This window comes from Pseudomonas sp. P5_A12 (assembly GCF_056400685.1).
On sequence record NZ_JBFUKU010000140.1, the window covers coordinates 1 to 14,243 of the forward strand.

At 58.8% G+C, this 14,243-nt stretch carries 14 protein-coding genes; 9 read left to right on the plus strand and 5 right to left on the minus strand.

Annotated elements, in window-relative coordinates; translation table 11 throughout:
- Positions 1-902: PDR/VanB family oxidoreductase (locus tag AC1DSG_RS18500; protein WP_477792171.1), on the minus strand; the 902-nt coding region annotated here is incomplete at its 3' end.
- A gap of 292 nt (positions 903-1,194) precedes the next feature.
- Between AC1DSG_RS18500 and AC1DSG_RS18505 the strand changes: the two genes are divergently transcribed.
- The gene (locus tag AC1DSG_RS18505; protein WP_477792172.1) at positions 1,195-1,665 is read left to right on the plus strand and encodes a MarR family winged helix-turn-helix transcriptional regulator; all 471 of its coding nucleotides are present in this window, start codon (positions 1,195-1,197) and stop codon (positions 1,663-1,665) included.
- A gap of 164 nt (positions 1,666-1,829) precedes the next feature.
- Entirely contained in the window at positions 1,830-2,765 is a 936-nt protein-coding gene (locus tag AC1DSG_RS18510) for a LysR family transcriptional regulator (protein WP_477792173.1), read from the plus strand.
- Here AC1DSG_RS18510 and AC1DSG_RS18515 read toward each other — a convergent pair.
- Positions 2,750-3,196, minus strand: coding sequence for a GlcG/HbpS family heme-binding protein (locus tag AC1DSG_RS18515; protein WP_477792174.1), 447 nt, complete (start codon positions 3,194-3,196; stop codon positions 2,750-2,752). The genes AC1DSG_RS18510 and AC1DSG_RS18515 overlap by 16 nt on opposite strands.
- A gap of 11 nt (positions 3,197-3,207) precedes the next feature.
- On the minus strand, positions 3,208-4,557 hold the full coding sequence (locus tag AC1DSG_RS18520; RefSeq protein ID WP_477792175.1) for a metal-dependent hydrolase family protein: 1,350 nt from the start codon (positions 4,555-4,557) through the stop codon (positions 3,208-3,210).
- 260 nt (positions 4,558-4,817) lie between these two features.
- Between AC1DSG_RS18520 and AC1DSG_RS18525 the strand changes: the two genes are divergently transcribed.
- On the plus strand, positions 4,818-5,204 hold the full coding sequence (locus tag AC1DSG_RS18525; protein ID WP_477792176.1) for a nuclear transport factor 2 family protein: 387 nt from the start codon (positions 4,818-4,820) through the stop codon (positions 5,202-5,204).
- A gap of 75 nt (positions 5,205-5,279) precedes the next feature.
- On the opposite strand, the gene AC1DSG_RS18530 is transcribed toward AC1DSG_RS18525, so the two are convergent.
- Together AC1DSG_RS18530 and AC1DSG_RS18535 are read right to left on the minus strand one after the other, a co-directional pair.
- Positions 5,280-6,437, minus strand: a complete 1,158-nt coding sequence (locus AC1DSG_RS18530; RefSeq protein ID WP_477792177.1) for an alpha/beta hydrolase family protein — start codon at positions 6,435-6,437, stop codon at positions 5,280-5,282.
- Between the two features lie 59 nt (positions 6,438-6,496).
- Entirely contained in the window at positions 6,497-7,459 is a 963-nt protein-coding gene (locus AC1DSG_RS18535) for a LysR family transcriptional regulator (protein ID WP_477792178.1), read from the minus strand.
- Positions 7,460-7,756: 297 nt separating this feature from the next.
- Between AC1DSG_RS18535 and AC1DSG_RS18540 the strand changes: the two genes are divergently transcribed.
- The 6 genes from AC1DSG_RS18540 to AC1DSG_RS18565 all read left to right on the plus strand — a co-directional run.
- Positions 7,757-8,698, plus strand: coding sequence for a VOC family protein (locus AC1DSG_RS18540; protein WP_477792179.1), 942 nt, complete (start codon positions 7,757-7,759; stop codon positions 8,696-8,698).
- Positions 8,699-8,713: 15 nt separating this feature from the next.
- Entirely contained in the window at positions 8,714-9,124 is a 411-nt protein-coding gene (locus AC1DSG_RS18545; RefSeq protein WP_477792180.1) for a Rieske (2Fe-2S) protein, read from the plus strand.
- Positions 9,125-9,210: 86 nt separating this feature from the next.
- The gene (locus AC1DSG_RS18550) at positions 9,211-10,335 is read left to right on the plus strand and encodes an FAD-dependent oxidoreductase (protein WP_477792181.1); all 1,125 of its coding nucleotides are present in this window, start codon (positions 9,211-9,213) and stop codon (positions 10,333-10,335) included.
- Positions 10,336-10,384: 49 nt separating this feature from the next.
- On the plus strand, positions 10,385-12,082 hold the full coding sequence (locus tag AC1DSG_RS18555) for a DUF1302 domain-containing protein (protein WP_477792182.1): 1,698 nt from the start codon (positions 10,385-10,387) through the stop codon (positions 12,080-12,082).
- A 12-nt stretch (positions 12,083-12,094) separates the two neighbouring features.
- Entirely contained in the window at positions 12,095-13,483 is a 1,389-nt protein-coding gene (locus tag AC1DSG_RS18560; RefSeq protein WP_477792183.1) for a DUF1329 domain-containing protein, read from the plus strand.
- A gap of 62 nt (positions 13,484-13,545) precedes the next feature.
- Positions 13,546-14,243 (plus strand): WD40/YVTN/BNR-like repeat-containing protein (locus AC1DSG_RS18565; RefSeq protein WP_477792184.1); only part of this gene is annotated, 698 nt, incomplete at its 3' end.

Genomic DNA, 14,243 nt, shown 5'->3' on the forward strand with positions numbered 1-14,243 from the left:
AAACAGTCGTTTGCGGCTTGTTCAGCCACGGTCAGGAACTTGTCCCGGTGTTCCGGGATGCCTTTGAGTACACGGGTTACGCAGGTGCCGCAGACGCCTTGCTCGCAGGATGACTCGATCGCTATGCCAGCCTCGTCCAACACTTCGAACACGGTGCGATCGGCAGGAATCTGAAAAACCTGGCCAGTGCTTGCCAGCTCAACTTCGAAGGGCGAATTGGTGCTTTGATCGATAGGGTCTGCGGCGAAAAACTCTTTATGTACTCGGTCCTGCGACCAGCCAGCGTTCTGCGCAGCATCGAGGATGTAGTTCATGAAACCGGCCGGCCCGCAAACATAGAGATGGGTGCCAACGTCTGGGGTTGCCAGCAAGGCAGACGCATCCAGCTTCTGTATTTGAGCGCCACTGTCGTCATGAAACTTTATGCGACCGGCGAATGGGGTTTGCGCAAGCATTGCAACGAACGCCGCGCGTTCGCTTGATCGAAAGCAGTAGTGCAACTCGAAGTCGGCCCCTTGATGTGAAAGCTCATAGGCCATGGCCAGCATGGGCGTGATACCGATACCACCGCCAAACAGCAGATGTCGGTTGGCTGAGCGATCAAGCGGGAAAAGGTTGCGCGGAGTGCTGATGGTCAGCGTTTGTCCTGACCGAATCTGCTCGTGCATAGCCTTGGAGCCGCCACGGGAACTCGGGTCCTTGAGCACGCTGATAAGGTAGCGATGGCGCTCCTTGGGATCGTTGCACAAGGAGTATTGCCGAGTGAGGCCCTCGGCGATGTGGATGTCGATGTGGGCACCGGCTTCGAACGCCGGTAGTGCGCTGCCGTCTGCCGCACATAATTCGAAACTGCAGATGCCTTCGGCTTCGTCTGCTTTGCGGGTGACGTTGACTTGAAGCATGACTTATCCCTCCACATTGAAGTGGCTGCTGAAAAAAAAGCATGAGTGAGAGCGTTAGCTGGGGATGGTCAGCCGGTCGCTGGCACGTGGGGGACGATCATTTGCTTGAGCAAGACGAAGGGGCTGAAATTGAAAAAGTTCATGATCAAAACCCGATAATTATTTTTATGTGGTAGGGCGACGGCCTATCATGCAGGTCATCGCCCGTGACGTTCGGTAGAGAAATCCTCCGATTATTTAGTTGCGGTGTCAACTAATATTCAACGACCCGCCGATCCAAGGTGTTCGCTCAATGTCCGCAGAATCCCAACTGAATCTGACTCGTTACGTCCCGGCCCTCCTGAATTTCCTGTCCAATAAGCTCTCTGCCGGAGCCTCACAGTGCTATCGCAAGCATTTCGGCATAGGTGTGGTCGAGTGGCGAATGCTCTCGATGCTCGCCGTGGAAAATGACATCACCGCCAATCGAATTTGTCAGACGATCGGGCTCGACAAGAGTGCGGTCAGCCGTTCATTGCAGACGCTGGAAGCGGCAGGGCACATTTGCAGCCAGGTTGATTCAAAGGACGCGCGGCGCTACACCGTCAGCCTGACTGACAGCGGAAAAGCGCTGCATGGTCGAGTGCTGAAGGTTGCACTGGAACGAGAGCGACGCCTGCTCAGCGGGCTCTCAGCCAAGGAAGTGGACACCCTTATCGAGTTGTTGGGCCGCATGCATGCCCAGGTCTCCAACGTGAACGATTACGATCCGGTAGACGCTTGACCCCAGGCCTGAATACCTGAACTGGTGTCGCTTGTGATCGCTCGCCTACGTTCCAGATATCGCGATTAACGATAGGTCGCATCCCGACAAGCGATTAGTCATCGTCCCTGTCTCACGGCACCCTGTTCCCGTTGCTCATACTTCCAGTCTGCAATGGATACTGCATGCGTTATCGACGTCTCGACCTGAACCTGCTGGTGGCCCTGGATGCCTTGTTGAGCGAATGCAGCGTCAGCAGGGCCGCCGAGCGATTGTGCCTGGGCCAGTCGGCAACCAGTTCGGCGCTCGGGCGTTTGCGTGAGCATTTCAATGACCCGTTGCTGGTTCAGGTAGGACGGCGTCTGGAACCCACGGCATTGGGTTTGGAGTTGCTGCCCAAAGTGCGTCAAGCGCTGGCACTGACGCGGGAAATTGTCGATGCGCCGGTCAATTTTGAACCGGCCCATTGCACTCGGCACTTCACGTTGGTGGCTTCTGACTACGTGGCTGGCGTGCTGCTGCCGGCGGTCAGTCGTGAATTGGCTCGTGTCGCGCCTGGCGTGCGCTTGAGCCTGCGGGACTTGCCTGTACCGCGTGACGGTGATGTGGTCAGCGAAGCGCTCGATTATCGTCGCAGTGATTGCGTGATTGTGCCGCAGCGCAGGGTGAACCCGGCTTACCCTCACATACCACTCATGAGTGATCAGCTGTGTTGCATCGTCTGTGCTCAGCAGCCACAGTTCAGCGACGGTTTGAGCCTGGCCCATTATTGCGACGCGGAGCACGTGGTCCGCGAGTTTGCCGATGGCCGAAATCTGGCAATGGATGCCGTGCACCTGCATGAGCTGGGTGTTGAACGGCGAGTGGCGGTGGCCCTTGAAAGCTTCGTACTGATGCCCGAATTTATCGTCGGTACCGCACGGATCGCCACCGTATTTCGCCGACAGGCGCAGCGTTTCACTCAGCATTATCCGCTGCGAATCTATCCAAYACCGCTGGCTTTTCCCGAGGCTGTCCAGGTGCTGCAATGGCATCCCTATCAAGACCATGACCCAGCCATGCTGTGGTTTCGCGGCCTCTTGCTGGAACAGGCCGCGTTGCTTGATCAGCAGGGCAGCTGATCACCGTTATCCGCCACCAGCCCAACCTGGTCGATAGCCTGTAAAGCGCATCGTTCGTCATTGTCCGAAGTGTCGCCGCTGATGCCAATGGCTCCGAGCACCAGCCCCTCGGCATTGCGAATCAACACTCCGCCGGCGACGGGAATAACCTCGCCGCCAGTCAGGCTGTTTATGGCGTCGAAAAACGCTGGCATCGCTTGAGCGCGTCGGGCCAGTTCTCGCCCACCAAAGCCCATTCCCAGGCAGCCACGGGCCTTGCCGGTGGCGATTTGTGGTCGAAGAAAACTGGCGAGCTCATCGCGCAAGACGGCCAGCGGATGACCGGCGGCATCCAACACGGCGACGGCCAAGGGCTTAATCCCCGTTTCACGGGCGATGCGGATAGCGCTGCTGGCGATGTGGGTGGCGGTCAATAAGTCGAGTTGCTGCATGGCGCTGGTCCTCATTGAGCCCACTTGCCCAATTGGGTAACACGGTCGCGGGTGTAAAGGTCTGTCCATTTCAGCGAGTTGAAATCAGACACCTGTTTTGGGTTGTAGGGGCTGCGCTCCATGCGCACGGGCTGGCCGGCCTTGTACACGGCTTTAAGGCGCGAGCGGTCTTGCAGAATGCGGATGTCGTGCAGCGGTGAACCGTCGAGTAACAGGAAGTCCGCTTGCTTGCCCACTTCGAGGGAGCCGAGGGTCTCGCCACGCGGCATGCAGCGCGCGCCGACTGCCGTGGCGGCATACAACGCTTCTGCGGGTGTGAAGCCCAGACGGGTGACCAACAGTTCCAACTCACGAGCATGCCACTCGCCGTAAGGCGTTACCGCAAAACCGCTGTCGCTGCCACAAGCGAAAGGCACGCCTGCGGCCTTGGCACGTTTGAGCACGGCCGAACCCACTTCCAGGGTACGTGCGCAATAGCCGGCGTAGCCGGTGCTGATGGCTGGATCGTGGGGTTGGCAGAAGTCCACGGTGTTTTGAGGGAACGTCATGGTCGGCGCGAGGATGGTGCCGGCTTCAAGCAAGGCTTCAATGCACGCATCGTCCATATAAAAGGCATGGAACACCAGATCAACACCTGCGCGGGCGGCGTACATCACCGCTTCGCGGCCATAGGCGTGGGTCGCGACTTTACAGCCCAGGCGATGCGCCTCTTCAACCATTTCATAGGTTTCTTCAGCGGTGAAGGCGGCGATGATTTCGCCATTCGGGCGACGGTGGGTGCCGTCCATGGCGATCTTGATCAGGTCGACACCATCCTTGGCCTGTTTGCGGATTTCCGCCAATGCTTCGCTGCGGCTGGTGACCAGGCGCGCGGTAAAATATTCCGGAGCACCCACGCGGCTCGGGAACCAGTCATTGAGGCTCTGCCGATTGGTAATGACCCGGCTGCTGGCGGCAATGCGCGGGCCCTCGAACAAACCGGCGGCGATTGCATTGCGCACAGCGATACTGAGCTGGCCGCTATCGCCTGGGCAAACCATGCTGGTCACACCAGCGGCCAGCACATGTTGGGCGAAGAACATGCCACGCAGCGCGCGGAACTCGTCACTGGTCCAGATATCAATGTCTTCTTCGCTCTGTGCGTTGCCGAAGGCCAGATGGGTGTGCACATCCACCAGACCCGGCATGACAAAATTGTCGCCGGCGTCCAGAACGGTGTCTCCCGGCTGCGGTTGTGGCGCCAAGGCCGTTGGGCCGACATACGACAGCAGACCGTTTTCCACGACCAGGGTTTGCTGTTGACGGGTTTCCAGGCCAGTACCGTCAAACAAGGTCTGGCATTTCAGGTGCAGGGCGTTCATGGCGTTTTCACTTTGCTGATTGTTGTGCAAAACGAGGCTAGGGCGCGGCCATGATCACCACCAGCAACTTGCATCAATGCGCGCGTATTGATGGCATCAATAGCTGCGGTACGTCAGCAGCACCGGGGCTTTTGCAGCGATGAGTGATCTCAAGGGGCGAGTATCGCGAGTCACGATGGCTGGCATCGCGATCGGCGATTTTTTATCAGCCAAGTCGGGCGTCTATGGTGCGCGCTCGTTATCCACAGAGAGCCATTCATATGACCACCGCCACTGTAAAAACCCAACTCCTGGCACTTGAGCAAGAACGCCGCCGGGCCCTGGTTGAAGAAGATTATTCGCGCGTCGCCGAACTGTTCGCCGATGACCTTGTGTATGTGCACACCACAGGATTGGTGCAAGACAAGGCGGACTATCTGGAATACGCAAAAAGCGCCGTGCAGTATCTGGACATTGAACGTGGCGAATTGCTGATTCGCTTCTACGGCGACCATCTGGCGGTCATGACCGGTACGCAGTGCAACACCTTGCGTAAACGGGGCGGTGACCAGTCGATTCGCGGTGAAGGCTTTGCCACGCAAGTCTGGTCGCTCGGTGCCGAAGGCTGGCAGATCAGCTCGTTCCACGGCACACGTGCGCCAAACTGAATCCGTTTGCCCGTCAACGAAAAACGCCGGAAACCCTAGGGTTATCCGGCGTTTTTTTAGGCTTCGCGAAGCTTGTCAGGCAGTGTGGCCACCCAGCGTTTCGGCAATCCAGTCAGCGATGTAGTGACCCGCATTGATGCTGTTATCGAAGCTGGAATGCTGCACACCACCTTCGCGTTCGGTGAAGATCTTCAGCTCGCGTTTAGGGCTGTTGACCAGTTGCTCGTAAGTACGTTGTGCCCACTTCAGTGGTATCTGTGAGTCCTTCTCGCCATGGGTCACCAGGAACGGCACTTTTATGCGATCGAGTACGCCATCCAGATGCACGTTTTCGGCGATGGCCATGAACTCATCCATGTCTTTTGCACCCCACACCCAGCACACGTGCGCCCAATAGTGCGGCACAGGGAAGCTGCCTTCTTTTTCCAGGCGACGTTTTTGCACATCGCGCCAGTCATGGTTTGCGCCCCACACCACACCGCAGGCAAACCGTGGTTCAAACGCCACCGCACGTGGGCAGTAATAGCCGCCGAGAGAGACGCCTTCCAGGCCAATACGTTTGGCATCCACGTCGCTTCGGGTTTCCAGCCAGTCGACCACGCGGCTGGCCCAATGCTCGCTGTCGAAACGGGCAATCAGGTTATGCAGGCGCAGGGCTTCACCTGTGCCGGGCTGGTCGATGATCAACGATGAGATACCGCGTTTTGCCAACCAGGCAGGCAGGCCGACGCGGTATTTCATTTCTTTGGTCGAATCCAGTCCATTGACCTGCACCAGGATCGGAGCCGGACCGGTCACACCCTCGGCACGCACCAGCAGGCCGGAAATATGTTTACCCTCGTAGGGGATTTCAACGCGCTCACAGTTCTCGCGCGACAATTCGATGCCGCGTTTGAAGGTCTGTAAAAAGCGCTGGTACAGCTCAGTTCGGCCCGGTGCGCCGTGGGCCTGCAGACGTTCGCAGGTGAGGTAATAAGTGGCGGCGCGGTTGTACTTTTCGCCTGCGGACAGCAGCCGGCCATTACCTTCGTCTTCCTCAGCCAGGCCACAGAGTTTGTCGGCCATCTTCGCCCAGGTTTCGCGGAACGCCTTGGTTCCAGCAGCGTCAGGCTGCTGGGCGGCTTCCTGCAACGGCGCGCACATCTCTTCGATTTCGCCTATTCGGGCGCCCATCTCGATGGCCAGGTCGACAGAAAGATTCCACACATAATTGGTTGGAAAGTAGCGGAACATGATTGTTGTTGTCCTTGTGGTTGCCTTGACGTTCACAAGGCACGTTAAGGACGCGCCGACTAATGCGCCAATCGTGACTCTGGATGGGAGGTATCGCGACGGGCGATAGGAGGATTCTTCAAGTGCTGGATAAATTCGCTGATGCGTTCACGCAGCCAGCGGTGCATCGGGTCGCCCTCGACGCTGCGGTGCCAGAGCATGACCTCGCGCATGACAGGGATCTTCACCGGTGGATTGAGGATGCGCAGCGGCAGGTGCTCGGCGTACAACAGCGCCAGGCGCTGGTGCATTGTGGCAATGCGCTGGGTGCCGACGACCAGTTGCGGCAGGGTGTTGAAGTCGTTGGTGATGACCTCGATACGGCGGTTGAAACCATACTGGTTCATGAACCACTCTTCGATGCTCAAGTGCCGACTGCGACCAAAACCGACGGAAACATGGCCCATGTCCATGTACTGTTCCAGGGTCAGACTGTCGCCGACCTGGGTATTGCCGTCCCACACCACGCAGACGTGTTCCTCTTCAAACAGCAGCTTGTGAGGGTGGCCGTCGATAATGTAGCGCTCAGGTACGATCATCAGATCRACCTCACCGCGAATCAGCAACTCACCGGAATTGTCGCCAGGGCCGAGCATCTCGAAGGTGATGTTGGGCGCTTCCTGATGGATCTTCTGAATCACCTGGGCAAACAGCACGCTGATCAGGTAATCCGAGGTCACCAGGCGGAAGTGCCGTTTGCTGGTGGTGGGGTCGAACACCGGCTTGGCGGTGATCGACGACTTGATCGTCAGCAGCACTTCACGGATCGGCGTGGCGAGCTCCCTGGCATAGGGGGTGGGTTGCATTTTTCGGCCGACCTGCACCAGCAGTTCGTCTTCGAAATAGGTTCGCAGGCGTCCCAACACGCCGCTGGTGGCGGACTGCGTCATGTGCAGGCGTTCGGCGGCGCGGGTAATGTTCTGTTCTTCGAGCAGCACATCGAGTGCGACCAACAGGTTCAAATCCAGGTGGTTGAAACGCATCAGGCAGGTCCGCTTTTGTATTTATTTTCGCGATACATTCGGATGAATACATCACCGCGTCAAGCCTCCCGCTATTTCTTTTCCTCTCCCAAAAAACGCGTCGCCCGAGGTTTTGAGGTATCGCGTTTTCTAATAGGTCACATCCCGACACACGATTAGTCAGCTGCCAAACCGCCCGGCAATCTTCGCAGCAGTCGGCGCCCTTGCCGACACCACCACCGGACACCCCGCGTTGCTGATGGGCTATCGAGCCTGAGGCAACCGCGTCCGGATACTAATTTCAATGGAGTGGTAGCCATGAACATCCTTGGCCTTGATGCCCTGATCTTTGGCGTCGATGACATCCAAGCCTGTACCGATTGCCTGCGTGATTACGGCCTTGCCCCAGTCGCTGTCGACAGCAACGGCGGGCGCTTTGAAGCATTGGACGGCACCGCCGTGATCATTCGGCGGGCGGACGATCCGGATTTGCCAGCGGCCATTGGTCCGGCACCGTCGATTCGCGAAACCGTTTACGGCGTCGCCAACGCGGCTGACCTCGATGCTATCGAGGATGAATTGGCGCGAGATCGTCAGGTCAGCCGTGATGACAACGGCGTGCTGCACAGTGTCGACGACATGGGGTTTGCAATCGCCTTTCAGGTCACTGTTCGCAAGTCCTATAACGCTCCGGACGACCTGACCAACGCTGCCGGCCATGCGCCCCAGCGTCCACTTAACCAGCCGGGCATCACTCTCGAAATGAATGCCACGCCGCGAACCTTGTCGCACGTGGTGTATTTCGTCCCCGATGCAGCCAAGGCCGAGGCGTTCTACGCCGAGCGTCTGGGTTTCAGAACCACAGACACTTTTATCGGCGCCGGCCCATTCATGCGCCCGGCGGGTTCCGATGATCACCATTGCCTGTTCATGATCCAGACCCCACCGCACATGAAGGGTTGCGAACACTTCACCTTCCACATGGGCAGCGGCACCGAAGTGCTGTTGGCCGGTACGCGCTTCGAGCAAAAAGGCTGGACCAGTTTCTGGGGCCCTGGCCGTCACCTCTTTGGCTCCAACTGGTTCTGGTATTTCAACAGTCCGCTGGGCTGCCACATCGAATACGACGCCGACATGGACAAGCACGATGACGCCTGGGAGGCCCGCCGTGCACCACTGTCGGCGGATAACTCGCAGCTGTTCCTGTTCAATTCGAAAGAAAAATGGGCACCGGGCGGCCCGCCACCCAAGCACGGCTGAGTGCGGGTGTTGACCATGACCCACAGCGATTTTTTCCTGTGCCGGATGGACGAGCTGGCAGAAGGGCAGGCGCGCGGTTTCGATCCGTTGCAGCGCGGCAAGGACAGTGTTTTTGCCTTGGTGCACCAAGGGCAGGTGCGGATTTATCGCAACAGCTGCCCGCATCTGGACGTGCGCCTGGAGTACCGAAAGGACCGGTTTTTGTCGGCTGACGGGCAGTTGATCGTCTGTTACGCCCACGGTGCGCAGTTTCTCCCGAGCACTGGCGAATGTGTCTACGGCCCGTGTCTGGGCCAGAGGCTGGACGCGTTGCCATGGCGTTTGGAGGAGGGCTGGCTGGTGCTGGAAATGCGTGGGTCTAGCGCGTTGTCGGGGCTGGTTGAGGTATCGCGTTTGGCGATACATCGCATCCCTACTCGCGATTAGTCAAATCCCTGCTTTGACGGGAAGCTGGACCTAACGACGTAGCGCCCGGCGCTGCATCGAATCACAAGAATAAAAGTGAGTAAGCCATGAGTGCAGTGAACAAAGTTCTGATCGTGGGCGGTGGTATTGGTGGCTTGTGTGCGGCCATCGCACTGCGGCGCAAAGGCATTGAAGTCGATTTGATCGAGCTCAAGTCAGAGTGGACAGTTTACGGTGTCGGCATCATTCAGCAGAGCAACGTGGTCCGCGAGATGGCCAAGCTGGGCGTGCTCGATGGATATCTCGATGCCGCGTATGCCTTTGAAGACGTTGCCATCTATGGCCCGGCCGGTCAGCAACTGGCGCGCATCCCGGGGCAGCGTCTGGCAGGGCCTGGCTATCCGGCGAACGTTGGCATCTCCCGTTTGGCGCTGCATAAAGTGCTCAGCGAAACCGCCCTCGAACTGGGCGCCAAAGTACGCCTTGGACTCAGTGTCGAATCCCTGAATGACCTGGGCGACTGCGTTGAGGTGTTGTTCACCGATGGCAGCAGCGGTGGTTACGACCTGGTGGTGGGTGCCGACGGTTTGTTCTCCAAAGTTCGCAACTTGCTGTTTGGCGACACTTACACACCAAGGTTCACTGGCCAGGCGGTGTGGCGCTACAACTTCCCGCGCGATCCGCACATTGATCACCTCGCTAACTACCAAAGCGCCGAGGGCAATGCCGGGCTGGTGCCGTTGGCCGGCGACCTGATGTACATGTTCCTCACCTCCCATGAACCCACCAATCCCTGGATGGACCCTGCGTCCCTGGCCGAGCAAATGCGTCAGCGCTTGCAAGGGTTTACCGGCCTGATCGGCGAACTGCGTGAACAAATCACCGACAGCAGTCAGGTGGTTTACAAGCCGATGGAAGTGGTTTTTGTCGACGAACCTTGGTATCGCGGCCGCGTTCTGTTGATCGGTGATGCTGCCCATGCCACCACGCCGCACCTTGGCCAGGGGGCCGGCATGGCGATTGAAGATGCCATCGTGCTCAGTGAGGAATTGATCCGTGAAGGCAATATTGAGCAACAGCTCAAGTGCTTCATGGAACGTCGTTTCGAGCGCTGCAAATTCATCAGCGAAAGCTCGGTGCTGGCCGGCGACAAAGAGATGCAGCACGACCGCGACTTCGACCGCATTGGCTTGGTCAAGCAGATGCTCGCACGCACGGCCGAGCCTATCTGACCCAACGCATCCACAGCAGTTACCACTATAAAAACAAGAGGTTAACGCGATGGTTAGCTCCACGACTGCGACGCTTGCGCGTCGCCCGGTCCGCATGTTTGCACCCTTTGGTTTCAGTTTGGCTGCGGCGTTGGTGCTGTGCAGCCAGGCTGCCCATGCCTTTCAAGTGGATACCGGCAATCCGGATTTCAGCCTGCGTTGGGATAACACGGTCAAGTACAGCGCCGCATGGCGCCTCCAGGATCCCAGCAGCAAATTGACTGAAGGGCAGGTGTCACTCAACCAGGACGACGGTGATCGGGCGTTCAAGAAGGGCCTGATCTCCAACCGCACGGACATCCTTTCCGAACTGGATATGTCCTTCAAAAACGTCGGCGCGCGCCTCAGTGGTGCGACTTGGTACGACACCGAATACCAGCAGGACAACGACAACACTGACCCGGCGCGCGCGAACGCGCGTTCGGTAGCCTATGACGAATTCACCGATGACACCCGCCACTTGCACGGCGGTGACGGCGAATTGCTTGATGCGTTCGTGTACTGGAACGGCGAGCTAGGCGATCACGCCACGTCATTGCGCGCCGGGCGCCACGGGTTGGTCTGGGGCGAGAGCCTGTTCTTCGGTGCCAACGGCATTGCCGGTGGCATGGGGCCAGTGGACGTGGTCAAAGCGCAGTCCGTCCCCAACACCCAGTTCAAGGAAATCACCCGACCGGTCAATCAGCTGTCAGGGACTTTTCAACTGACCGACGCCGTGTCGCTCGGCGCCTTTTACCAACTGGAATGGGAACAGACGCGCCTGCCGGGCGCCGGTAGTTATTTCTCCACCAGCGACACCATCGGCGAAGGCAACGAACGCTTGATCGTGGGCGCGCCATTTCCAGCGTTCCTCGGTGGCAATCCCAGCAGCCCGGCGGCCTTCTTCCATGGCAATGACAAGGAAGCAAAAAGTTCGGGGCAGGGCGGCTTGCAGTTGAAATACAACGCGGAGACGGTCGAATACGGCCTTTACGCGATCCAGTACCACGACAAAACCCCCAAGTTGTACCTCAAGCCTTCTACAGGTGTGCCGAACTTCAGTACCGGGCAAATCGGTGAGTACTACTGGGTGTACCCGGAAGACATCCAGGCCCTGGGCGCCAGTTTTTCCACCACCGTCGAGGAATACAGCTTCGCCGGTGAAGCCTCGATGCGCTGGAACATGCCGCTGGTTTCCAACGGTCAAACCGTCCTGCCTGGCGTTGAAGCCAATAACGATAGCGACCCGCTATACGCCATCGGCCGTACTGCCCACGTCAACCTCAACGTACTGGCTTCCTTCGGGCCGAACTTCATTGCCAAGGAGTCGGGACTCGTCGGTGAGATGGCCTGGAACCGGTTGCTGAATGTCACTAAAAACCGCGCCGCCCTGGACCCGAATGTCACCGATGACGGTCTCGGTTTCAAGGTGGTTTACACCCCGACCTACCGCCAGTTTTTCTCCGGCATCGATATCAGCGTTCCGGTCGGCATCAGCTACTTCCCGCTGGGCAAATCCGCTGTGATCAGCGCGTTCGGCCCGGACAACGGCGGCGACATGAACATCGGCGTTACCGCCACCTACCTGGACCGCGTTACCGCAGGCCTGACCTACACGCATTACTACGGCGCCGAGGACACCAACCTCAACGGGGCCAACCAATTCAACATGAAGCAATCGCTGAAAGACCGGGACTACTTGTCTTTCTCCGTCAAGACCACGTTTTAAGAGGACTTGCGCATGACCAACCCTAAAAAGACCGGAGCCTTCAAGCTCAAAGCCCTTTGCTTCGCACTGCTGGGCAGCCTGGCCATCGGCAGCCAAGTGACCGTGGCGGCGACGGCTGAAGACGCGGCGAAATTATCAAAAAGCCTGACGCCTTTTGGTGCCGAGCGTGCTGGCAACGCTGATGGGTCAATTCCCGCTTGGGACGGTGGCTACACCAAAGTCGATCCTTCATACAAGGAAGGCGGTAAACGTTCCGATCCGTTCGCCGCGGACAAACCGCTGTTCAGCATCACCTCGAAAAACCTCGCGCAATACGCCGGCAAACTCACCGACGGCACCAAGGAAATGTTCAAGCGTTTCCCCGACACCTACCGCATTGATGTTTACCCGACCCGGCGCACTGCCGCCGCGCCGCAGTGGGTGTATGACAACACCCTGAAAAACGCCACCCGCGCCAAACTGGTGGACAGCAGTGCTGGTCCCGTACCGCAAGGCGCGTTTGGCGGCATCCCGTTTCCGGTGCCAAGCAATGGCGCCGAAGCCATGTGGAACCACGTGCTGAACTGGCGCGGCACTTCAGTGGCGATGCATTTTCGTCATTACCTGATGACCGCTGATGGCAAGCAGGTGATGACCACCGACGGCAAGGCCATCCAGGAGATGCCGTATTACTACCAGGACGGGTCGCCGGAATCGTTTGCCGGTGACTACTGGCTATTCCGTCTGCTCAACGTCGGGCCACCGTTGCGCGCCGGCGAGCAAATCCTGGGCCGCACCAACATCAATGGCGACCTGTCCCAGGCGCACGTTTATCTGACCGGTCAACGCCGGGTGCGCAAGCTGCCGAATGCCTGCTGCGATACACCGACACCCGCCACTGCCGGAGTGATGTCGTTCGACGAATTGAGCGTATTCCAGGGCCGCATGGACCGCTTCAACTGGAAACTGGTGGGCAAGCAGGAGATGTACATCCCCTACAACACCAACAAGGTGCAAACCGCCAGCAAACCTGAGGACTTGTTCCTCGCACACCACATGAACCCGGATTACGTGCGTTGGGAATTGCATCGGGTCTGGGTCGTAGAGGCGGACTTGGCGCCCGGTAAACGTCACCAGTTGCCGAAGGGCCGCTACTACCTCGATGAAGACACCTGGCAAGCCATGCTGGGCGACCGCTGGGATGCCAACGGCCAACTGGCCAAGACCTTGTGGTCGTTGCCGGCAGTCCTGCCGGACTTGCCAGCACAAGCGCAATTGTCTTCGGGCTTTTATGACCTGACCTCCGGCGCCTGGTTTATCCAGAACGTCTACACCGGTTTGCCAGAGCAGTACGGCATGGTGGATCGCTACAAGGCTTCGGAGTTTTCGCCTGCAGCGATGGCGGGTGCCGGGGTTCGTTGAGTCACACCGGATCGCGGTTTGCGGAGCGCGTTCCGGTTTTTAACGGTTTTTCGAGGTCGGTAATGAACAGAATCTGTCAGGTGGTTAGTCGGCTGATGTGGCTTATGGCGTTGCCTCTGGCGATGCCGTTGAGCCTTGCGCATGCCGCGGCGGTGGGCGAGGTACTGAACACCCCGGCGATGCTGGTGCCGCAAGCGACATCCGCGGTGCTGCTGGATCTGGCCCGGGCGGGTTCACGCCTGGTGGCGGTGGGGGAGCGCGGCATCGTGCTGCTCTCCGATGACAACGGCGCAAGCTGGCGCCAAGTCGCCGTGCCGGTTTCGGTCAGCCTTACGGCGGTGCAGTTCGTCGATGCCAACACGGGCTGGGCCGTGGGGCATGGCGGTGTCGTCTTGGCCTCCCGCGACGGGGGCGAACACTGGGTCGTGCAACTGGATGGCCCGCGTGCGGCGCAACTTGAGCTGGCGGCCGCCAGCGCGCAACTGCCTTCTGCCAACGATCAGGATGCAGCCGCCGCACGTGTGCAAACGGCTGAACGTTMTGTCAGCGAAGGCGCCGACAAGCCGTTTCTTGCCTTGCAGTTCGTGGATGACCAACACGGCGTGATTGTCGGGGCGTACGGTTTGGCATTTCACACCGACGATGGCGGCTCCACCTGGCAATCGATCATGGGGCAAATCGACAACCCGATGGGCGCGCACTTATCCGCTATCGCTCAACAGGGAGAACACTGGTTTTTGGTCGGAGAGCAGGGTTATCT

Bases quoted from the DNA above. Each gene is read 5' to 3' on its own strand.
- AC1DSG_RS18505 (WP_477792172.1), top strand. From the start codon at position 1,195: ATGTCCGCAGAATCCCAACTGAATCTGACTCGTTACGTCCCGGCCCTC.
- AC1DSG_RS18515 (WP_477792174.1), bottom strand. From the start codon at position 3,196: ATGCAGCAACTCGACTTATTGACCGCCACCCACATCGCCAGCAGCGCT.
- AC1DSG_RS18520 (WP_477792175.1), bottom strand. From the start codon at position 4,557: ATGAACGCCCTGCACCTGAAATGCCAGACCTTGTTTGACGGTACTGGC.
- AC1DSG_RS18525 (WP_477792176.1), top strand. From the start codon at position 4,818: ATGACCACCGCCACTGTAAAAACCCAACTCCTGGCACTTGAGCAAGAA.
- AC1DSG_RS18530 (WP_477792177.1), bottom strand. From the start codon at position 6,437: ATGTTCCGCTACTTTCCAACCAATTATGTGTGGAATCTTTCTGTCGAC.
- AC1DSG_RS18540 (WP_477792179.1), top strand. From the start codon at position 7,757: ATGAACATCCTTGGCCTTGATGCCCTGATCTTTGGCGTCGATGACATC.
- AC1DSG_RS18545 (WP_477792180.1), top strand. From the start codon at position 8,714: ATGACCCACAGCGATTTTTTCCTGTGCCGGATGGACGAGCTGGCAGAA.
- AC1DSG_RS18550 (WP_477792181.1), top strand. From the start codon at position 9,211: ATGAGTGCAGTGAACAAAGTTCTGATCGTGGGCGGTGGTATTGGTGGC.
- AC1DSG_RS18555 (WP_477792182.1), top strand. From the start codon at position 10,385: ATGGTTAGCTCCACGACTGCGACGCTTGCGCGTCGCCCGGTCCGCATG.
- AC1DSG_RS18560 (WP_477792183.1), top strand. From the start codon at position 12,095: ATGACCAACCCTAAAAAGACCGGAGCCTTCAAGCTCAAAGCCCTTTGC.